Here is a 19,679-nt window from a genome sequence, read left to right on the forward strand (position 1 = left end):
GTCAAAGAGATGCGAAATGAAGTGGAAGGCCTTGCATAGACTCACCCGTCCTGGCAGCGTTCACCAGAACAGGTGTTCATATCGCAATCAGATCTGTGCGATTCCGCCATCCACGAAGATTTCGCTGCCCGTCACAAAGCTGCTGTCGTCGGACGCGAGGAACGCGACGACATTCGCAATTTCCGTATCGTTTCCGGTGCGGCCGAGGGGCGTAATGCTCGCGGCGAAACCAAAGAACCCGGCAAGATCATCTTTGCTCGCGCCAGTCTTGTCGTGGCCAGGGGTCACGACCACACCCGGGCTCACCGCATTCACGCGGATATTGCGACCTTTCAGATCCGATGCCCAGGTCCGCGCAAATGAGCGCACGGCGGCCTTGGTCGCGCTGTAGATGCTCCAGTTGGCGAAACCCTTGCTCGCGACGATAGAGGCGGACAGGATGATCGATCCACCCGAACGCATCAGCGGCAGCGCCTTTTGAACCGTCCAGATCACGCCCTTGACGTTGGTGTTCAGGAGACCATCGACGTGCTCTTCGGTGAGACCACCAAGGGGCGAGAATGCCGCGAACCCTGCATTTGCGAAGACGATGTCCAGATGACCGACTTCAGCCTTTACCTGCTCATAAAGCCGGTCTAGATCAGCCTGGCTCGTGACGTCCCCCTGCACGGCGACAGCACGCTCACCCAGTGAGGCGGCAGCTTGCGCGAGTTCATCCTTGCGACGGCCGGTGATATACACGCGTTCCGCACCTTGCTCGATGAGTGTTTTGGCGGTGGCAAATCCGATACCCGAGTTAGCGCCGGTAACAAGAGCAATTTTTCCCGCGAGTTTCATAAATACTCCTAAATGTTGAATTCAGTCCCAAACGTAAGCGACGGGTAGACACGGTTGCGTTCGCGCCCTCCCACTTCTCGGCATCCCCGCAGACATCGCTGTCTGCGCATGCCGGCGAACAAACCATCGAACTACTTGAGTGCTCAAGTATAATTCGGAACGCGCACTTGTCAATGCTTTTGTGCTCAACTATTCTTCTACTATGCAAAAAATGCTGGGAGAAATGATTTTGAAAGGTGACGCAACCACGCTGGAATCCGCCGAGATCGACCTCTTTGCGGAACCGGTGTGCACGAATACGGCTGTGCGACGGGCGGCGCGGCGGCTCGGCAATCTCTACGATGCGGCATTTGCCGCCGTCGGGCTGAAGGCCACCCAGGCGGGGTTATTGGCGGGGCTCGATCGACTCACGACCGGCAACCACGGCACCCCCCCCACCCTGCAGGAGCTGGCGTCGAACCTGGCCATTCAGATTTCCGCGTTGACACACGCGTTAAAACCGCTGGTGCGCGAGGGCCTGGTCGAATTACGGCCCGATGCGCAGGACGGACGAGCGAAGCGTGTCGCCCTGACAGCCTCGGGTACCGAACGTCTACACGCAGCGGATCTGCACTGGTCCACCGTCAATCAGCGTGTCGAAAAGGTCCTCGGCAGCGAATCGGCCGCCGCCCTCCGAACCCTCGCCGACAGAGTTGCTTCCGACAGCTTCCTCGCCGCCTATGACGAACTTCTGTCGCAGGACACCGGCGCGCCCTAAAAACTAAAAGACCCCGTCGCTCCACCGCGCCGCCGGCGAGAAAGCCGCGACGCAATCAACGGACGACCGCCGTCGCCTTCCTCGTCTTTGCGACCTGGGCCTCGTCCACACGGGTGCCGTCGTTGCCCCACCCTGCACGCATGAATGTCAGGACTTCCGCAATCTGCCGGTCGTCGAGGACAGTGCCAAACTTCGGCATCGGATACGCAGCAGGCACACCATCGATCACAAGGTTAGGTGTGCCATTCAACGTAACGTTGATCAACGACACCGGATCAGATGACATCAAGTTCGGGTTGCCTGCCAGCGGCGCGAGCAAGGGCGCGTCGCCCTTCCCGTCAACGCCGTGACAGTGCATGCAAAACGTCCGGTAGATCATCGCGCCCGAGTTCGCAGCGGGCTTGTTCAACGACGCAATCGTGTCGGCGCTCGCATCTTTGCTAACGGCATTCGCACTGCTGGAACCGAGTGATTTCAGGTAGATCGCGATATCGGCAGCATCGCGATCCGTGAGGCCCTGGGTGCTGTTGTTGATGACCTCCGTCATCGCACCAAACGCGGACGCGTGGTGGTTTGCACCATTCTTGAGGAATGACACGATGTCAGCCTCGGACCAGTCGGCCAAACCGTCCCAATGCGATCCGGTGATATTCGAAGCAAACCAGTTGTCCTCGGCCGCACCCGTCAGATACGAATCGCCGTTCTCATCCAGCGCCTTCTCCTGAAAGCCCACGCCTCTAGGCGTATGGCAAGCTCCGCAGTGTCCGAGTCCCTGCACCAGGTATGCGCCACGATTCCACTCTACGCTCTTACTATCCTTGATCTGATAGCTATCGTTCTGGAGGAAAAACAGGTTCCACACTTTGAGGGGCCACCTCGCATTCAAGGGAAACGGTATATCCGAGGGACGGTTGGCTTGCTTGACGGGCGCAACGCCGGCCATGAAGTAGGCGTACAGTGCGTCGACGTCCTTGCTTTGAATCTTCGCGTACGAGGGATACGGCATCGCGGGATAAAGGTTGTGGCCATCTTTGGAGACGCCTTCGCGCAAAGCACGCTCGAAGTCCTGTCTGCTCCACTTTCCAATACCCGTTGACGGGTCCGGCGTGATATTGGTCGAGTACACCGTACCCAGCGGTGTTGCCATAGGCAGTCCACCGGCGAACGATTTCCCACTCGGCGCTGAGTGACAGGCGATGCAATCGCCGACTCTGGCCAGGTATTGGCCACGCGCAATGAGCGCGCTTTGCGGATCATCCGAACCTGCCGCATGACAGATCATTGGAATGGATACCGCAAGCCATGCGGCTAGTGTCTTGAACATGACAACCTCATGCGGCCGCGAGTTGCGTGCCGACAGGAAGCGTCCGTATCCGCTTCCCGGTTGCCGCAAAGATTGCGTTACACAGTGCAGCAGCAAGCGCTGCCGTACCCACCTCTCCCATGCCTCCCGGCGCCTCGCTGCTGCTAACGATATGCACTTCTACCGGAGGAATCTCGTGGATGCGCAAGATCCGGTAGTCCGCAAAATTGCTTTGTTCGACCCGCCCACGCTTGATGGTGATCTCGCCATACAAGGCGGCTGTAATGCCAAAGATGACGCCGCCCTGGACTTGCGCCTCGATAGTTCGAGGATTGATCGCGACACCGCAGTCAACCGCACACACGATGCGATTGACGGCAACCTCGCCCCGCTCATTCACGGACACCGTGGCCACGATGCTGATAAAGCTGCCGAACTCGCGCATCACGGATACACCCATACCCGTTCCCTCGGGAAGCGGCTTGCCCCAACCAGCCTCCTTCGCCGCGACCTGAAGAACGTTAAGCGCACGTGGCGCTTTGCCCAACAAGCGGCTACGGTACTGCACCGGATCGACCTCAGCGAGCTTCGCCAGTTCGTCGATAAAGCTTTCGACAACGAAGGTCCCGCGCGTGGGACCGACACCTCGCCAGAAAGCCGTGGGAACGTGATACGGCTCTTGCCGCACGTATTCGATCAACTGATTGGGGATGTCGTACGGCAACTCTGCCGAGACTTTGACGGCGTCAGGATCCAGTCCATTTTTGAACGCCTTTGGCCGGAATCGCGCAACGATTGAGGACCCGACAATCCGATGTGTCCACCCGACAGGTTTGCCGCTGGCGTCCAACGCAGCGGAGATGGCATCGTAGTAGCAGGGACGATACATATCGTGCTGAATGTCTTCTTCTCGCGTCCAGAAGACTTTGACTGGCTGGTCGATGGACATCGCCACCTTGACTGCCTGAGCGATGAAGTCTGTGTCCAGCCGCCGACCGAATCCTCCCCCAAGGAGATGGTTGTGCACCGTGATGCGGTCGAGCGGCAAGCCCGTGATGCGCGCGACGGTATCTGCTGCCCGCGCTGGAACCTGAGTACCGACCCAGATTTCGCACCGGTCTGCGCTCACATGCACAGTGCAGTTGACGGGCTCCATGGGCGCGTGTGAGAGAAACGGCTGCTGGTAGACCACGTCGAGTCGCTTGTGTGCGTTGGCAAAGGCTGCCCGTACGTCGCCATCCTTCCTCGCGACGACGCCTGGACGCGTCGAGGCTTTACGCAAGTCATCAACGATCATCTCCGTAGAGACATTGGCGCCACTTCCCTCGTTCCATTGCACATCGAGCGCCGAAGCCCCACGTTTAGCCGACCAGGTATTGGTGCCCACCACCGCTACCGCGTTGTCGACTTTTATCACGCGCAGCACGCCATCAATCTTGTGCGCCGCCGCTTCGTCGACGGTACCCACGGTTCCGCCGAAAACGGGGCAATTGACGATTGCAGCATGTGCCATGTCAGGCAAACGTACGTCGATCCCATAGATGGCCTGTCCATTCACCTTGATCGACGAATCCAGTCTGCTGGTAGGCTTGCCGATCAAGCGGTAACTGGACGGCGGTTTGAACGCAACGTTTTGAGGTGCAGGCAGACGTGCCGCGCGTTCGACGAGTTGGCCGTATCTGACGCGCCGTTGCGTCGGCTTGTGAATCACCTCGCCCATTTCCGCGTAGCACTCGTCCTCACCGACGGACCATCGCTGAGATGCGGCCTTGATGAGCAGGGTCCGGGCAACGGCACCCGCTTGACGCATGGGTTTCCACGCGTAGCGCATTGACGTCGAGCCGCCCGTCAACTGCCCGCTCAGTAGTGCGTCGCCGTACAACACATCATTCGGGGGAGCATGCTCGAGCACGAGACCTTCCAATCCCACTTCCAGCTCTTCAGCAATCAACATCGGGATGGACGTGTACGTGCCCTGGCCCATTTCCACCTTCGGCATGATCAGCGTGACGCGACTGGATTTGTCGATTCTGATGAAGGCATTGGGAAAGAAGGCTTCGTCAGGCGCCACGGGCGCCTCGTCGTCTTCGATATCAACGGAATCACGGTTCGCCACCCCTTCACCCTTCGCCGCCGGAATACTCATACCGAGGAGGAGTGAACCTGCTCCAGTCAGCCCGACCGAGATGCCGAACTTCAGGAAGCTGCGCCTGCCGGACCGGAAGACGGCGTCGGCTTTCGCCGGACTGACTGTCTCGTCCATTCAGATCACCTTGGCAGCGAGCTTGATCGCGGACCGGATGCGATGATACGTGCCACATCGGCATATATTTCCCGCCATAGCCGCATCGATGTCTGCATCGGTTGGATGGGGATTGTCTTGCAGCAGCGCAGTCGCGGACATAACCTGACCAGATTGACAGTACCCGCATTGCACGACATCTTCGGAAAGCCACGCAGCCTGAACCCGGGCACCTACGGTCGTATTGCCAATCGCTTCAATGGTCGTGACATTCCGCGCACCGACCGATCCAATTGGCGTTACGCAAGCGCGTGCAGCCTCGCCATTCAGATGCACGGTGCAGGCGCCGCATTGCGCAATGCCGCAACCAAACTTGGTTCCAGTCAGGCCGATTTCGTCGCGCAGCACCCACAGCAGCGGCGTATCAGGCGATGCCGTTACCGCGATCTTCTTTCCGTTAACCGTAAGGTCGAGCATGTTCATTCTCTAGTGAAGTGAGATTTCCCCGATTCGATGTATGTGCATCTATTCCATCGTGGCAATCAAAAAGGAGCGCTCAGTCTTGCTCTCACGCAGGTTGACCTTGGGTACGGCGATCGTGGTTGAAGCGCGAGGCGTGAATTCTCGCTCGCTGTCCTTCAAACCTAGAATCAGGTCTTCGAGCATGTCACGCAGTGCATGCTTTCTGACAGCATCAAACGACTGAAGCGCGGTATCGACAACCTCATCCAGGATTGTCGGGAAGCGCTCGGCAAGCAGTCTTCCCGACACGGTCAACTGCAAGCGCGTCACTCTGCGGTCCGAGCTTGCGCGGACCCGCTCGATCAAACCGCGTGCTTCCAGTGTTGCGACGGTTCGCGAGGTGCTTGCCATGTCCATGCCACTGCTCTGCGCCAGCGCTTTCATGGAAGCCGCCTCACCCGTTGCGACCATGAAAAGAAGGATCGCCTGAACGTTGCTGATACCCAACTCGTTGCCCAGCTTTCTGTTGGTCAAAGTGGACAACCTGAGCCTCGCCCGGCCAAGCAGAAAGCCCACATTTCTCGTCAGTCGAGTGGCGTCAGGCGGATCATTTGCATCGCCATCCGGGACACTTTCAGCGTGGTGATGCATGATGCGCTCAAGCGCGCGGCGCAAAGCCGAAGTAAGGCGCCAGCGCCACGACCTCGGGTGCCAGCAGGATGCCCTCGCGAACGAGCGGCAGTTCAGCAAGCTGTTTCGCCGCAATCTCAGCCGACTCGGCTTCCGCGAGAATAATTGCGCCGCTGCCGTCAGCGCGTACCCAGATCTGCCTGACGAGGCCATCCATGTAAAAGCCGCGCACGACCTGCGCTTCCGCCTCGGCGAGGTCTTTCGAGGGTGCAGCTTTCGCCTTCTCGGGGTTCAAATTGATAGAGACCATGAATTGCATGATTAAGACTCCTTAGCTTGGATGACTTGACGACTTCTGTCGCGTGACCACCTTACTCAGTCGGCGCGTATTGCATTTCACCGTTGCCGAAAGACCAGTTTTCCCGGGCGACATCGACAAGGTTGATGAAAACATCTTCCTTGCGAATCCCCGTCTTTTCGTGGACACCATTCGCGACCGCGGCGTAGAAGGCCTTTTTCACTTCGATCGACCGGCCCGCGTTCCAGGTGACCTGGATAATGACGATGGACGGCGAATACTGGATGCCGAGGTAACCGTCTGCCGGGTAGACGACCTCACCCGCTTCGTGCCGCGTGATGACCTGAAACTTGTCGTTTGGCGGCACGTTGGCGACTTTGACCATCGCGTCATAGACAACCTCGCCCACCGCTTGTGCATCATGCAGCGAGGCGCTTCTGGAAATATCGATCCGAACGAGTGGCATGTGAGCCTCCGGGGATGTGTCGAAAGAGAATGTATATTAGACTTGGCACAAGACTTCCGAAAGCGAATAATTCGACTGTCTATGATGAAGGATCGGAATAATGATAGATGAGCTGAAATCGTTCATGGCCGTGGTCGAAGAAGCTTCGCTTACGCGTGCAGCGCAGAAGCTTTGTGTCACGCAGTCCACCATTTCGAAACGCATCCAGCGCCTCGAAGAGGCGCTCGGCGCGCAGCTATTCGACCGGGATTCGAAGCCCCCGCGGCCCACGGCACTGGCTCACCGCGTCCAGGAACACGCGGCGCCACTGTTGCTCGCATTCGAGCGCCTCATGCACGTCACCAGCGAGGACGGCGATCCGACTGGCAGGCTGCGATTTGGGCTGCCTCAGGGCATTGCGGACATCGTCCTGTTCGACGCTCTCACCACGATGAGAGATGCGTTTCCAGATCTGCATGTCACGTTGCGAGCCGATTGGAGCCCAAACCTCGTACGCCTGTTGATGGCAAGCGAACTCGACGTCGCGGCAGTCATGACTCCACGAAACGCCCCTCCGTTGGAGGGCCACGCCAACCGCTACGTGGCCGCGCTGGAACTTGTCGTGGTACAGAGCAGAGAACGCCCGCTGGTTCCCGCCAATGCGACGTTCGCCAAAATCACCGGTCAGGAATGGATACTCAACCCGGAAGGCTGCGGCTACCGTGCTGCACTGGAAAACGCCGTGGAAGCGGCGGGATTCTCGCTGAACGTGCGCGCCGATACCTATGGGAGCGAGATGCAGTTGCAACTGATTGCGTCGGGACTCGGCTTGGGGCTCGTTCCCAAGCCTGTTCTCGAGCACAGCGCCTGGAATCAACGCCTTGAAGTGGTGAACGTCACCCGTTTTGCACCAAGGCTCAACATATGGCTGGTTGCCCCACAGAACCTGGGGAATCTGAAGCGCGCGGTCGACTACCTCGGTGACAGACTGGTCGCCTCATTCGAGAGCAGGCAATCACCGCAGTAATTCCGCGCGAGCGCACGGCCGGTCGCATCACAACGACTTCTCGAGCAACGACTCAGCCCATCCTGGTCTTGTCCATCCGTGGAACGTGGGGGATGTGCTCCTCCTCGTACAGCCGATAAATCAGACTGAGCATTTCGCTGATATCACGCGACTCGTCCTTTGCCCGCGTACTCATGATGATGGGCGACACCAGCGTTGGATCGTCGAGTTCCTGATAGCTGACGTCGTCCCGCTTCAGTCCATACACGCTGCTCGGGACAATGGAAATTCCCTCTCCCGCGGCCACCAGACCCAAGGCGATCTGTATCTCGCGTACCTCGTAGATTTTGCGCGGCTTGAGTCCGCGGTCCTGGAACGCTGAGAGCACCTGGTCCGCGTAGCTTGGGCGCGGTGTTTTGGGGTAGATGATGAGGGTCTCGTTGACGAGGTCCCGAAGCGCCGAGACCGGGCTGGCGAGCGCCAGTGGGTGCCCCAAAGGAAACGCGACAATCATTTTCTCTTCTCTTAGCACCACGCGCCGGATGTTTGCATCCTCCAGACGAATGCGGCCAAAACCTATATCAATGCTGCCTTCCTTGAGCGCGCGTATCTGGTCCGTTGTCGGCAATTCGTGGAGGCTGAGTTCGACCGTAGGGTTCTCGTCCCTGAATCGACGGATGATTTTTGGCAGCAGGCCATAGAGCGTGGACGCCACGAAACCAATGGACAGGCTGCGCTCGATGTTGCCAACACGCCTTGTCATGGATTCCAGCTCAGACGTTTTCGCCAACAACTGCACCGCGTGCTCATAGAAGAACTTGCCGGTCTCCGTGAGCTTCAGCGGGCGTGAATCGCGCTCGAAAAGCTGCACGCCCAGTAGTTCTTCGAGTTGTTGAATCTGGCGGCTGAGCGGTGGCTGCGCGATATGCAGACGCTGCGCTGCGCGCGTGAAATTGCGCTCTTCCGCCACGGCCACGAAGTAGCGCAGATGCCGCAGCTCCATACGATACCTCCAGGGTATAGGTCGATACTAAAACGGTCTTGGACCAGGCGCTTCCGCCTCCACTACTCTGATGTCAAGGCTCGCTTCGCCGTTAGCTTATACCTTACAGGCATATACGGAATAACGCACGAACAAGGGCTACCCGCAAGCATCAGAGGAAAGGAGCAGACATGAGCATCAACGGGTTCGCACTGACGGAAGTGCAGGATTTGCTTGACCACGCCGTGCAGGACGACAAGGAAAACGGCGTGTTCCGCTGCCGCCGCGACATCTTTACCAACGCCGATCTGTATGAACTCGAGATGAAACACATCTTCGAGAGCAACTGGGTCTATCTGGCGCATGAAAGCCAGGTGCCGAACAACAACGACTACTACACGACGTGGATGGGTCGCCAACCCGTTGTCATCACGCGTGACAAGGCCGGCGAACTGCACGCTGTGATCAACGCCTGCGCGCACAAAGGTGCGATGCTCTGCCGGCGCAAACATGGCAACAAGGGCAGCTTTACGTGTCCGTTTCACGGGTGGACCTTCTCCAACGCGGGCAAGCTTCTGAAGGTGAAGGACGAGAAGACCACGGAGTACCCGATTCAATTCAACCAGCAAGGCTCGCACGATCTGAAGAAGGTCGCTCGGTTTGAAAATTATCGCGGCTTCCTGTTCGGTAGTTTGAGCGAAGAAGTCATGCCGCTCGAGCAGTACCTGGGCGAGACCAAGGTCATCATCGATCAAATCGTCTCACAGGCTCCAGATGGCCTCGAAGTGTTACGCGGCAATTCCTCGTATATCTACGACGGCAACTGGAAGATGCAAATGGAGAACGGCTGCGATGGTTATCACGTCAGCACCGTGCACTGGAATTATTCGGCCACGATGGGCCGGCGCAAGGTTGAAGGGACCAAAGCGGTGGACGCCAACGGCTGGAGCAAATCCGTCGCAGGCGTCTATGGCTTCGAGCACGGCCACATCCTGCTCTGGACCCAGACGATGAATCCTGAAGTGCGGCCGGTCTATGAGCACCGCGAAGAAATTGCAGCGCGGGTCGGCGCGGACAAGGCGAACTACATCGTCAATCAGACACGCAACCTGTGCCTGTATCCGAATGTCTTCTTGATGGACCAGTTCAGCACGCAGATTCGCGTGGTTCGTCCCCTCGGCGTCGACAAGACCGAAGTGAGCATATTCTGCTTCGCGCCAAAAGGGGAAAGCGCCGAAAGCCGCGCCATTCGCATTCGTCAGTACGAAGACTTCTTCAATGTTTCGGGCATGGGGACGAGCGACGACCTCGAAGAATTCCGGGCGTGTCAGACGGGTTATGCCAACACGACTTCAATGTGGAATGACCTCTCACGCGGCGCACCGCTCTGGGTCCACGGTCCTGATGAAAACGCGCAAGGCATGGGTCTGAATCCGCTCATCTCGGGCGAGCGCAGCGAGGACGAGGGTCTTTTCGTGGTTCAGCACGAATACTGGGTGCAGGTGATGCGCGAAGCCCTGCGTAAAGAACAGGCAGAGGCAACGGCATGAGCATCGACTACCAGACCATCTGTAGCGCCCTCTACCGCGAGGCGCGTTTCCTGGATGACCGTCAGTGGGACGAATGGCTGGCGTGTTACACCGAAGACGTCATCTACTGGATGCCGGCATGGGACGACGACGACAAGCTCACCGACGACCCGCACAGCCAGATCTCGTTGATGTATTACCCGGATCGCGGCGGCCTCGAAGACCGTGTGTTCCGTATCAAGACCGAGCGAAGCGGCGCATCAATGCCCGAACCGCGTACCAGCCACAACGTCACCAATGTCGAAGTGCTCGCCGAGCGTGATAGCGAAGTCGACGTTCGCTACAACTTCAACACGTTGAATCATCGGTACAGGATCACCGATCAGTTCTTCGGCACCATCTGCGTGACCTTTCGCAAGGTCGACGACCGTTTGCTCATTGCACGCAAAACGATTTCGCTAAAGAACGACTATATCCGCCAGGTGCTCGACGTGTACCACGTTTGATGTCACGGGTCGGAGTGAGACAAGGAATCAGGAGGCAACATGTCCAGCTATAACATTGCGCTGAATTTCGAAGACGGAGTGACGCGCTTTATCAAATGCAAGGCCGGCGAAAAGGTGCTCGATGCCGCGTTCCGCGCCAAAATCAACCTGCCGATGGATTGCTCCGACGGCGTGTGCGGGACCTGCAAATGCCGCGCAGAGAGCGGCAGCTACGACCTGGGTGACGATTATATCGACGATGCCCTGAGCGACGACGAGAAAACCAGCGGTCTCGTGCTGACGTGTCAAATGGTGCCGCAGAGCGACTGCGTCATCGCCGTGCCGGCATCGTCGACAGCGTGCAAGACCCAACAAAGCAAATTCGCCGCCACGGTCACAAAAGTCGAACCGCACAATGACGCCGCGGTGGTTCTCGAACTGGACGTGGCAGGTCTCCCGCCTGTCTTCCTTGCTGGGCAGTACGTCAACATCGACGTTCCTGGAAGCGGCCAGCACCGCTCCTATTCGTTCTCGTCGGCGCCCGGCGAATCCCGAATCAGCTTCCTCATCAAGAAGATTCCCGGCGGCGTAATGAGTACCTGGCTGGAGGCCGCCCGCCCCGGCCACGAGGTGGAATTGACTGGCCCGCTTGGCAGCTTCTATCTGCGCGCGGTGGAACGTCCATTGCTCTTTCTGGCGGGCGGAACAGGTCTGGCGCCATTCCTCTCGATGCTCGAAGTGCTCGTGCGGGCGAACTCGCAACAGAAAGTCCATCTGATTTACGGCGTCACGCGCGACCTCGATCTCGTTCAGGTCGACGCTATCGAAGCATACGCGGCGAAGCTGCCGAACTTTACGTTCAGCACCGTCGTTGCGGAAGACGCATCGCGTCATCCCCGCAAGGGTTGGGTGACGCAGCACATGCCCGCCGCGTGTCTGAACGACGGTGACGTGGACGTTTATCTTTGCGGTCCCCCGCCGATGGTCGATGCGGTCCGCAAATACTTCGACGATAACGGCGTAGTGCCCCGTAGCTTCCACTATGAGAAGTTCACGCCCAACGCTACCCCGGAGCTTGCGTGATGGCACAGCGATTCGAAGGCAAGGTGATGGTGGTGACCGGAGCGGCGCAGGGCATCGGCCGCGGCGTGGCGCTACGCGCGGCGGCCGAAGGCGCAAAAGTGCTGTTTGTCGATCGTGCCGCATTCGTCCCAGAGGTCGCCGCCGAAGCGCATTGTGCCGATACCGCCGGCTTTGTTGCTGACATGGAAACCTATGACGGCGCGGCAGCCACGATGGCTTACGCTGTCGAGAAGTTTGGTCGCATTGATATTCTCATCAACGGCGTGGGCGGTGCGATTCGAATGCGGCCGTACGCCGAATTCGAGCCGGCTCAGATTGACGCAGAAATCCGCCGCTCGCTGATGCCGACGCTGTACGCGTGTCACGCGGTACTTCCTCATATGCTCGCGCAAGGCCGCGGCACCATCGTCAATATTTCTTCGAATGCGACCCGAGGTATTCGCCGCGTACCGTATTCGGCTGCCAAGGGCGGCGTCAACGCCATGACCCAGTGCCTCGCCATGGAGTATGGCGAGCACGGCATCCGCGTGGTCGCCGCGGCGCCGGGGGGAACCGAGGCTCCGCCGAGACGCGTACCACGCAATGCCGCAGGAGACAGTGAACAAGAGAAGAGATGGATGGCCGAAGCGACGCGGCAAGTCACTGAATCGACCTTCTTCAAACGCTACGGCACAATTGAAGAGCAGATTGCGCCGATTCTGTTTCTTGCCTCCGACGAAGCAGCCTATATTACGGGCGCCGTGTTGCCCGTGTCGGGCGGCGACAATGGGTAGGCGTTGTAAGTGAATGGCGGTTCGAGATTCAGTTAGTACTCTTTATCTTTTGGCTAGACCACCATCACATTTTGTGCCTGCTTGAACGACCCGTTTATTTCCCAACGTACACGGGTTTTCGCCCTTCCGCCTCCGCTCTGCGGCCTTCGAGAAAGTCCTGCGTGTGATACAGCGCGCCGTATTGTTCATCCAGCTTCATTAGCGCGTCTGCCTGTACAGGATCAATGACCAGATGCGCGGATGTGAGCGTCATCTTGATGCCAAGTGGTCCGCACGCAGCGATCTTGTTGGCGATCTCGACGGCACGATCGAGCGCCGCTTGAGGGGTGGGCAGCACTTCCTGAGCCTCGCCCATTCGATACGAGTCTTCGGCGGTCCAGTGGTCGCCGGTGAGCATGTATCTCATCGCATTGCCCCAACCCACCTCGTGAACAAAGCGAATGGTGGAACCGCTTCCGGGGAAACGACCGTGCGTGTTTTCGTCCTGGCCATAGCGCGTATTCGCAGCGGCAATCCGGATATCAGCGACCAGGTTCAATTCATGTCCCAGATTCCAGGTATCGCCGTGGACGACCGCGATCAGGGGTTTCGACAGGCGCTGCCCTTTCGCCAGCGGGTCGATATAACCGGGTCCGCTGACCAAGGGCTTCTGGCTGCGGGCCAGTTCGGCAAATGCGTCGACGTCGATGCCGCGGGAGAAATTGTCGCCGTGGCCGAACAGGACGGCCGCGCGCAGCGACGGATCGTTGTCGTATTCGTAATAGGCTTTGGCCAGCGCTGTGAAGGTCTCGGGATCCACCCGGTTCTGAATGTACGGACGGTTAAACCCGATCAGGACGATGGCGCCGCGGCGCTCGATGGTCAACTTCGCCGCGGGCGAAAGAGGTACGTCCCGAAGCGTGGTGGGTTCGGCACTCTGCGCGACAGCGCTGCTGGACGATTGCTCCGTGGCAACGCTGAGCGCCGGAAGCGCCAGCATGCCGCCAAGCGCGGCCACCCCTCGGAGCAACGTTCGACGGTCGAGGGTTACGTCATTGTCCATACTGAATGTCCTTTCAATGCAGATAGAAGTTTCGTGCAGCAGCGCTTCCCCGGTCATGGCAACTGTTCTATTGCGTTGCGATTTGTCCGGGGACGGGGCTTGGTTCGATAATCGTTTAGGATAGCGAATTTAATAGTACCGGCACGGTACGTTTTACAGTTGTCCGGTGTGGATTAAAGAAGCGATAGCCGCGCTGATCCAATCAGGTAACGATACTTCATTTCTGAACGGCGAAGCGGACAAACGATTGGTGCGACCAATCAATCTGGGACGGTAAGCGTTACTGCGGGCGACGCCTTGGCGTCACTAATCAAGGTTGCCCGAAGGCCGCCCGCGAAAGGAGCGTGAGGGGTCGGCATGTGCCATCTTCATACGTCTCTAAAGCGCTTAATGCATCACCAAGATAGCATTTACGCCAGACGGCAAACCACCGTCTTAAGAAAGCACCCCGCAGCGCAGATTTCGTCGAATCCTCGATTGAAACAAAAAAAAGCCCGCAAAATTGCGGGCTTGGTCTTTACTTCCTGACGTTATCGAGTTGCACCACAGTGGCGCTCACTCCCACTCAATCGTCGCCGGCGGCTTTCCCGAGATGTCATACACGACGCGGTTGATCCCCCGCACTTCGTTGATGATCCGGTTCGACACGTGGCCCAGCAGTTCATGCGGCAGATGCGCCCAGTGCGCAGTCATGAAGTCCAGCGTCTGCACGGCGCGCAACGCCACGACGTACTCATAGGTACGCCCATCGCCCATCACGCCCACGCTCTTCACCGGCAGGAACACCGCGAAGGCCTGGCTCGTCAGGTCGTACCATGACTTGCCGGTTTCCTTGTCGATGAAGGTGCGCAGCGTCTCGATGAAAATCGCGTCCGCGCGGCGCAGCAGATCCGCAAAATCACGCTTCACTTCGCCGAGAATCCGCACGCCCAGACCCGGGCCCGGGAACGGGTGGCGATACACCATCGCCGGCGGCAGACCCAGCTTCACGCCCAGTTCGCGCACTTCGTCCTTGAACAGTTCGCGCAGCGGTTCGAGCAGCTTGAGATTCAGCGTCTCCGGCAAGCCGCCCACGTTGTGGTGGCTCTTGATGGTCTGCGTGGCCTTCTTGCCCTTGCCGGCCGATTCGATCACGTCCGGATAGATCGTGCCCTGCGCGAGCCACTTCGCATCCGTCAGCTTGCCCGCTTCTGTCTGGAACACTTCCACGAATTCCGCGCCGATGATCTTGCGCTTCGCTTCGGGATCGGTCACACCAGCGAGCTTCGAGAGAAACACTTCGCTCGCGTCGACGTGAATCACCTTGACGCCAAGGTGATCGGCAAACGTCGCCATCACCTGCTCGGCTTCGTTCAGACGCAGCAGGCCGTGATCGACGAACACGCACGTGAGTTGATCGCCAATCGCGCGATGCAGCAGCGCTGCCGCCACCGACGAATCCACGCCACCCGAGAGGCCGAGGATTACGTGCTCTTTGCCCACCTGCTCGCGAATCTTCGCGACCGCCTCATCGACGTAATGGCCCATCTCCCAATCGGGTTGCGCGCCGCAGATCTTCAGCACGAAGCGCTCGAGCATGGCGCGCCCCTGCACCGTGTGCGTGACTTCCGGGTGCCATTGCAGGCCATAGAAATGACGCGTCTCGTCGGCCATCGCGGCGATCGGACACGATTCGGTGGACGCCATCAACTGGAAGCCCGGCGGCATTTCCAGCACCTTGTCGCCGTGGCTCATCCACACCTTCAACATGCCGTGGCCTTCCGGCGTCGTGAAATCGCTGATGCCTTCCAGCAGGCTCGTATGATTGCGCGCCCGCACTTCGGCATAACCGAATTCGCGCAGATGGCCGTTGTCCACCTTGCCGCCGAGCTGCTCGGCCATCGCCTGCATGCCGTAGCAAATGCCGAGCACCGGCACGCCAAGTTCGAACACCGCTTGCGGTACGCGCGGCGTGTCGGTCTCGGTGACCGAACTCGGGCCGCCGGAGAGGATCACGCCCTTCGGCGCAAAGTCGCGAATGAACGCGGCGTCCACATCGTACGGATGGATTTCCGAGTACACGTTCGCCTCGCGGACGCGACGTGCAATCAGTTGGGTGACTTGCGAACCGAAGTCGAGAATCAGGATCTTGTCATGCATGGCAGCGGACGGCATCAAAAGTGAACGAATAAGGAAAGCCGCGCACGTGGCGCGGCGTTGAATGCAACGCTGCCCGACCTCTCAGGCCGCTCTGGCCTGGATGAGCAGCACGATGTCTGGAAGCGAACCGGCGTGCCGTGAAGCACGCGTGCAGACGGAAACCGGGGGCAACGGCAAGTGGCGTGAAAAACTTGCCCTCAGCCATGAAACGGTGGCCGCGGCGCGCCCGGTGCATCCGCAGCGGAATTGCGTGCGTCAGTGTCGCTCGCCGAGAGCGGCGCCTTGCGGTCGCCGGCCAGATAATCGGCTTCCACGGGACGGGTGCTTGCCGCGCTGGCCGGCGTGACCGGCATGACAGGACGCGTGACCGGCGACACCACCGGATCGAGCACAGGCTCGACCACCGGTTCGGTACGCACAGCCCGATAGCCCACCGCGTCACGCCCTCTGGCCGCGTCTTTCGCCGCCTGGCGCTCAGCACGCTCGGCCGCTGCGGCTTCCGTGACACGCAGCCGTTCGCGACGCCGCACCACACGCGTGAGCCGCACGCCGCCAAGACCGACCACCACCAGCAGCACACCCGCCGACACCGCCACCAGCTGGCCGAAGCCGGTCAGCTCAGGGCGGTGCAGGCCGATCAGCCAGACCAGCATCAGCAGGCCCGTCAGCCAGTTCACATGCCCGACGACCTTGGCGACCGTGGTGGTCAGCGCGCCGTCGATCGAGGCATGGAACGCCAGCCACGCGAGACCGATCAGCGCGATGCCCAGCCCTTGCCCAACCAGCGTGGGCTCGGTCTGCACGAGCTGCAAGGCGTTGTACAGCGAGGTCCACGGCGTCAGCAGAAACAGCAGACCGAAGGCCAGCAACAGCAAGGCATCGATGATCAGGATGGCGCGCAGCAGCGGCTTCATAGGCGTTAGTCCACGTGGTAGTTGGGCGCTTCCTTGGTGATCTGCACGTCATGCACGTGCGACTCGCGCAGGCCGGCACCGGTGATCTGCACGAACTCGGCCTTGTCGTTCATCTCGGCGATGGTGCGGCAGCCGCAGTAACCCATGCTGGCGCGCACGCCGCCGATCAACTGGAACAGGATGGCGTTCACCGAACCCTTGTACGCCACGCGGCCTTCGATGCCTTCCGGCACCAGCTTGTCGATGTTCGCCGAGTTGTCCTGGAAGTAGCGGTCTGCTGCGCCGTCCTTCATCGCGCCGACCGAACCCATGCCACGGTACGACTTGTACTGACGGCCCTGGTACAGGAACACGTCGCCCGGCGCTTCTTCCGTGCCGGCGAACATGCTGCCCATCATCACGGCATTCGCGCCGGCGGCCAGCGCCTTGCTGATGTCGCCGGAGAAGCGCACGCCACCGTCTGCGATGACCGGCACGCCGGTGCCCTTGAGCGCTTCCGACACGTTGGCAATGGCCGTGACCTGCGGCACGCCCACACCCGCGACGATACGCGTGGTACAGATCGAGCCCGGGCCGATGCCCACCTTCACGCCGTCCGCGCCGTATTCGACCAGCGCCTTCGCTGCGTCGGCAGTGGCGATGTTGCCGCCAATCACTTCCACGTGCGGGAAGGTCTTCTTGACCCAGCGCACGCGCTCGAGCACGCCCTTGCTGTGACCGTGCGCCGTATCCACGACGATCACGTCGACGCCCGCCTGCACCAGCAGCGTGACGCGCTCTTCGTTGTCTTCACCCACGCCCACTGCGGCGCCCGCGCGCAGCTTGCCGTGTTCGTCCTTGCAGGCGTCCGGGTGTTCGGTCTGCTTGGTGATGTCTTTCACCGTCATCAGACCGCGCAGTTCGAACGAGTCGTTGATGACCAGCACGCGTTCCAGCCGGTGGCTGTGCATCAGCGCCTTGGCTTCGGCGAGCGGCGTGCCTTCCTTGACGGTGACGAGGCGCTCGCGCGGCGTCATGATGTTGCGCACCGGTTCGTCCAGACGCTCTTCGAAGCGCAGGTCGCGGTTGGTGACGATACCGATGAGTTGCGCGCCTTCAACGACCGGGAAGCCCGAAATGCCATGCTGACGGGACAGCGCAATCACGTCGCGCACCTTCATTTGCGGCGGCACCGTGATCGGATCGCGCACCACGCCCGATTCGAAACGCTTCACCTTGGCCACTTCCCGCGCCTGTTCAGCCGGCGTCAGGTTCTTGTGGATGATGCCCACGCCACCCATTTGCGCCATCGCAATGGCCAGACGGGCTTCGGTGACGGTGTCCATGGCGGCGGACACGAGGGGCATGTTCAGGGAAATGTTGCGGGTCAGCCGGGTTTTGAGGCTGGTGTCGCGCGGCAGAACGTCGGAGAAGGCCGGGACGAGGAGCACGTCATCGAACGTGAGTGCTGTTTGGATCAGACGCATGGCAAATCCTATAGGCGCAAAAGCGAATTATACGCGATACCTCCACGGTTTTCACTGCACGAACAGCAGCTTAGCGAATTTCCCGCGGCTTTCCAGGGTCTTTCCAGACAGTTTCGGCGGGCGAATTTCGCTTCGCCGTTCGGGTCGGGTTCAATCGGGTTTCGTTTGCGCGTTCGAATGTGCCGGCAAGCCCGGCGCCCGCCATTGCGCAAGCCTTGCAGTGCAGAATGAAACAAGACACCCACCCGCCCGAACGGGTAACCTGCGCAACCGTTCAGTTTTTTTCAGGTTGGAGCAGTTCATGCAGCGTGGTGTGGCTTACGGCGTCATGGCCGGGGCGTTGTGGGGCATGGTGTTTCTGGTGCCGCGGATGTTGCCCGATTTTTCCCCGCTGCTCCTCAGCGCGGGTCGCTACACCATGTACGGCCTCGTCTCGCTGGCCGCCGCGCTGCCCGTGGCGCGCTCGCTGCGCGCCCGTCTGACGCGCGCCGACCTCGCCGCCCTCATCAAGCTCGCGCTGGCGGGCAACCTGCTCTACTACGTGCTGCTGACGAGCGCGGTCCACCTGATCGGCATTGCGCCGGCCTCGCTGATCGTCGGCGTGCTGCCCGTCACCATCACGCTGCTCGGCCAGCGCGACCACGGCGCGGTGCCGCTCGCGCGGCTGGCGTGGCCGCTCGTCATGGTGGTGGCTGGCATTGCCTGTATCAACGTGGATGTGTTTACGGCAGTTGCCGACGGCGCCCCCACCGGCGTGCTGACGAAGCTCGCCGGGCTCGCCTGCGCGATCGGCGCGCTCGCCTGCTGGACCTGGTTTGCGATCGAAAACGCCCGTTACCTGCAGCGTCAGACGCATTTCAGCGGCAACGAATGGTCGGTGCTGTGGGGCGTGGTGACGGGGGTGCTCGGCGCGTCGCTGTGGCTCGTGATCGGCCTGCTGCCGGCCGGCAGTGTCCAGACTGCCGTCGCGGGAGAGCGCTGGCAGACCTTCTGGCTGCTCAACCTGGGGCTCGCGATCGGCGCGTCCTGGCTCGGCAACGGTCTGTGGAATGCCGCCTCCAAGCGGCTGCCATTGACGCTATCAGGTCAGATGATCGTGTTCGAAACGCTGTTCGCGCTGCTTTATGCGTTCATTTACGATCACCGGCTGCCCCGCCCGCTGGAAATGGCCGCGATCGCGCTGCTGGTGGCCGGCGTGAGCTGGTCGGTGCGCCAGCACGCGGGTGATGATGCCGATAGCGCTTCAATCGAGGACAAGGCGCAGGCGTCCGCGCATTGATCGACAT

The 19,679-nt window shown here is 60.1% G+C and carries 19 protein-coding genes; 7 read left to right on the top strand and 12 right to left on the bottom strand.

Annotated features, from left to right (window positions below; genetic code table 11):
* Positions 1-87 precede the first annotated feature (87 nt).
* A complete protein-coding gene (locus D0B32_RS22890; protein WP_117336576.1) occupies positions 88-837 on the bottom strand; it encodes an SDR family NAD(P)-dependent oxidoreductase in 750 nt (249 codons plus the stop codon).
* 139 nt (positions 838-976) lie between these two features.
* Here D0B32_RS22890 and D0B32_RS22895 point away from each other — a divergent pair, with 139 nt between their 5' ends.
* Positions 977-1,594, top strand: a complete 618-nt coding sequence (locus tag D0B32_RS22895; protein ID WP_259295105.1) for a MarR family winged helix-turn-helix transcriptional regulator — start codon at positions 977-979, stop codon at positions 1,592-1,594.
* A gap of 55 nt (positions 1,595-1,649) precedes the next feature.
* Here the strand turns inward: D0B32_RS22895 and D0B32_RS22900 are convergent, their stop codons facing one another.
* From D0B32_RS22900 to D0B32_RS22925, 6 genes are read right to left on the bottom strand one after another with little or no spacing between them, the layout of a single operon-like run.
* Complete coding sequence (locus D0B32_RS22900; protein ID WP_117336577.1) at positions 1,650-2,918, bottom strand: cytochrome c; 1,269 nt, start codon at positions 2,916-2,918, stop codon at positions 1,650-1,652.
* Positions 2,919-2,925: 7 nt separating this feature from the next.
* Positions 2,926-5,160 carry a molybdopterin cofactor-binding domain-containing protein gene (locus D0B32_RS22905; protein WP_117336578.1) on the bottom strand — a complete coding sequence of 745 codons (2,235 nt, stop codon included), beginning with the start codon at positions 5,158-5,160 and terminating at the stop codon, positions 2,926-2,928.
* The gene (locus D0B32_RS22910) at positions 5,161-5,616 is read right to left on the bottom strand and encodes a (2Fe-2S)-binding protein (RefSeq protein ID WP_117336802.1); all 456 of its coding nucleotides are present in this window, start codon (positions 5,614-5,616) and stop codon (positions 5,161-5,163) included. It abuts the gene before it with no gap.
* Between the two features lie 48 nt (positions 5,617-5,664).
* Positions 5,665-6,252 (bottom strand): MarR family winged helix-turn-helix transcriptional regulator, encoded by a 588-nt coding sequence (locus D0B32_RS22915; protein ID WP_117336579.1) that lies wholly within the window; start codon positions 6,250-6,252, stop codon positions 5,665-5,667.
* Between the two features lie 7 nt (positions 6,253-6,259).
* Positions 6,260-6,550, bottom strand: a complete 291-nt coding sequence (locus D0B32_RS22920; RefSeq protein WP_117336580.1) for a muconolactone Delta-isomerase family protein — start codon at positions 6,548-6,550, stop codon at positions 6,260-6,262.
* 52 nt (positions 6,551-6,602) lie between these two features.
* Positions 6,603-6,995 carry a tautomerase family protein gene (locus D0B32_RS22925; RefSeq protein WP_117336581.1) on the bottom strand — a complete coding sequence of 131 codons (393 nt, stop codon included), beginning with the start codon at positions 6,993-6,995 and terminating at the stop codon, positions 6,603-6,605.
* 100 nt (positions 6,996-7,095) lie between these two features.
* On the opposite strand from D0B32_RS22925, the gene D0B32_RS22930 reads away from it, so the two are divergent.
* Positions 7,096-8,001: a LysR family transcriptional regulator gene (locus D0B32_RS22930; RefSeq protein ID WP_117336582.1), complete on the top strand. Its 906-nt coding sequence runs from the start codon at positions 7,096-7,098 to the stop codon at positions 7,999-8,001.
* 52 nt (positions 8,002-8,053) lie between these two features.
* Here D0B32_RS22930 and D0B32_RS22935 read toward each other — a convergent pair whose 3' ends face one another.
* Positions 8,054-8,983 (bottom strand): LysR family transcriptional regulator, encoded by a 930-nt coding sequence (locus tag D0B32_RS22935; protein WP_117336583.1) that lies wholly within the window; start codon positions 8,981-8,983, stop codon positions 8,054-8,056.
* 170 nt (positions 8,984-9,153) lie between these two features.
* Between D0B32_RS22935 and D0B32_RS22940 the strand changes: the two genes are divergently transcribed.
* Genes D0B32_RS22940 through benD form a run of 4 tightly spaced genes read left to right on the top strand, consistent with a single transcriptional unit; the run spans position 9,154 to position 12,832 of the window.
* A complete protein-coding gene (locus D0B32_RS22940) occupies positions 9,154-10,512 on the top strand; it encodes a Rieske 2Fe-2S domain-containing protein (protein WP_117336584.1) in 1,359 nt (452 codons plus the stop codon).
* Positions 10,509-10,997, top strand: coding sequence for a benzoate 1,2-dioxygenase small subunit (gene benB, locus D0B32_RS22945; RefSeq protein ID WP_117336585.1), 489 nt, complete (start codon positions 10,509-10,511; stop codon positions 10,995-10,997). The genes D0B32_RS22940 and benB overlap by 4 nt, the downstream gene beginning before the upstream one ends.
* Before the next feature lie 39 nt (positions 10,998-11,036).
* On the top strand, positions 11,037-12,059 hold the full coding sequence (gene benC, locus D0B32_RS22950) for a benzoate 1,2-dioxygenase electron transfer component BenC (protein ID WP_117336586.1): 1,023 nt from the start codon (positions 11,037-11,039) through the stop codon (positions 12,057-12,059).
* Positions 12,056-12,832 (top strand): benzoate diol dehydrogenase BenD, encoded by a 777-nt coding sequence (benD, locus tag D0B32_RS22955; RefSeq protein ID WP_117336587.1) that lies wholly within the window; start codon positions 12,056-12,058, stop codon positions 12,830-12,832. Before benC ends, benD begins: the two co-directional genes overlap by 4 nt.
* Before the next feature lie 94 nt (positions 12,833-12,926).
* Here the strand turns inward: benD and D0B32_RS22960 are convergent, their stop codons facing one another.
* The 4 genes from D0B32_RS22960 to guaB all read right to left on the bottom strand — a co-directional run bounded on the left by D0B32_RS22960 (position 12,927) and on the right by guaB (position 18,393).
* Positions 12,927-13,931: an enoyl-CoA hydratase-related protein gene (locus tag D0B32_RS22960; RefSeq protein ID WP_220444955.1), complete on the bottom strand. Its 1,005-nt coding sequence runs from the start codon at positions 13,929-13,931 to the stop codon at positions 12,927-12,929.
* A 498-nt stretch (positions 13,932-14,429) separates the two neighbouring features.
* A complete protein-coding gene (gene guaA / locus D0B32_RS22965; RefSeq protein WP_117336803.1) occupies positions 14,430-16,013 on the bottom strand; it encodes a glutamine-hydrolyzing GMP synthase in 1,584 nt (527 codons plus the stop codon).
* A 197-nt stretch (positions 16,014-16,210) separates the two neighbouring features.
* Positions 16,211-16,927, bottom strand: a complete 717-nt coding sequence (locus D0B32_RS22970) for a hypothetical protein (RefSeq protein WP_117336589.1) — start codon at positions 16,925-16,927, stop codon at positions 16,211-16,213.
* 5 nt (positions 16,928-16,932) lie between these two features.
* Positions 16,933-18,393 (bottom strand): IMP dehydrogenase, encoded by a 1,461-nt coding sequence (gene guaB, locus D0B32_RS22975; RefSeq protein WP_117336590.1) that lies wholly within the window; start codon positions 18,391-18,393, stop codon positions 16,933-16,935.
* A gap of 301 nt (positions 18,394-18,694) precedes the next feature.
* Between guaB and D0B32_RS22980 the strand changes: the two genes are divergently transcribed.
* Positions 18,695-19,672, top strand: coding sequence for a DMT family transporter (locus tag D0B32_RS22980; RefSeq protein WP_117336591.1), 978 nt, complete (start codon positions 18,695-18,697; stop codon positions 19,670-19,672).
* The last annotated feature ends 7 nt before the right edge of the window (positions 19,673-19,679 follow it).

The organism is Paraburkholderia sp. DHOC27, assembly GCF_003429005.1.
Classification (GTDB): domain Bacteria; phylum Pseudomonadota; class Gammaproteobacteria; order Burkholderiales; family Burkholderiaceae; genus Paraburkholderia.

Coding starts and splice junctions, on each gene's coding strand:
- D0B32_RS22935 (WP_117336583.1), bottom strand. CDS start 8,983: ATGGAGCTGCGGCATCTGCGCTACTTCGTGGCCGTGGCGGAAGAGCGC.
- D0B32_RS22960 (WP_220444955.1), bottom strand. CDS start 13,931: ATGACCGGGGAAGCGCTGCTGCACGAAACTTCTATCTGCATTGAAAGG.
- D0B32_RS22915 (WP_117336579.1), bottom strand. CDS start 6,252: ATGCATCACCACGCTGAAAGTGTCCCGGATGGCGATGCAAATGATCCG.
- D0B32_RS22930 (WP_117336582.1), top strand. CDS start 7,096: ATGATAGATGAGCTGAAATCGTTCATGGCCGTGGTCGAAGAAGCTTCG.
- D0B32_RS22940 (WP_117336584.1), top strand. CDS start 9,154: ATGAGCATCAACGGGTTCGCACTGACGGAAGTGCAGGATTTGCTTGAC.
- guaA (WP_117336803.1), bottom strand. CDS start 16,013: ATGCATGACAAGATCCTGATTCTCGACTTCGGTTCGCAAGTCACCCAA.
- D0B32_RS22980 (WP_117336591.1), top strand. CDS start 18,695: ATGCAGCGTGGTGTGGCTTACGGCGTCATGGCCGGGGCGTTGTGGGGC.
- D0B32_RS22970 (WP_117336589.1), bottom strand. CDS start 16,927: ATGAAGCCGCTGCTGCGCGCCATCCTGATCATCGATGCCTTGCTGTTG.
- D0B32_RS22925 (WP_117336581.1), bottom strand. CDS start 6,995: ATGCCACTCGTTCGGATCGATATTTCCAGAAGCGCCTCGCTGCATGAT.
- D0B32_RS22890 (WP_117336576.1), bottom strand. CDS start 837: ATGAAACTCGCGGGAAAAATTGCTCTTGTTACCGGCGCTAACTCGGGT.
- guaB (WP_117336590.1), bottom strand. CDS start 18,393: ATGCGTCTGATCCAAACAGCACTCACGTTCGATGACGTGCTCCTCGTC.
- benC (WP_117336586.1), top strand. CDS start 11,037: ATGTCCAGCTATAACATTGCGCTGAATTTCGAAGACGGAGTGACGCGC.
- benB (WP_117336585.1), top strand. CDS start 10,509: ATGAGCATCGACTACCAGACCATCTGTAGCGCCCTCTACCGCGAGGCG.
- D0B32_RS22900 (WP_117336577.1), bottom strand. CDS start 2,918: ATGTTCAAGACACTAGCCGCATGGCTTGCGGTATCCATTCCAATGATC.
- D0B32_RS22920 (WP_117336580.1), bottom strand. CDS start 6,550: ATGCAATTCATGGTCTCTATCAATTTGAACCCCGAGAAGGCGAAAGCT.
- D0B32_RS22910 (WP_117336802.1), bottom strand. CDS start 5,616: ATGCTCGACCTTACGGTTAACGGAAAGAAGATCGCGGTAACGGCATCG.
- D0B32_RS22905 (WP_117336578.1), bottom strand. CDS start 5,160: ATGGACGAGACAGTCAGTCCGGCGAAAGCCGACGCCGTCTTCCGGTCC.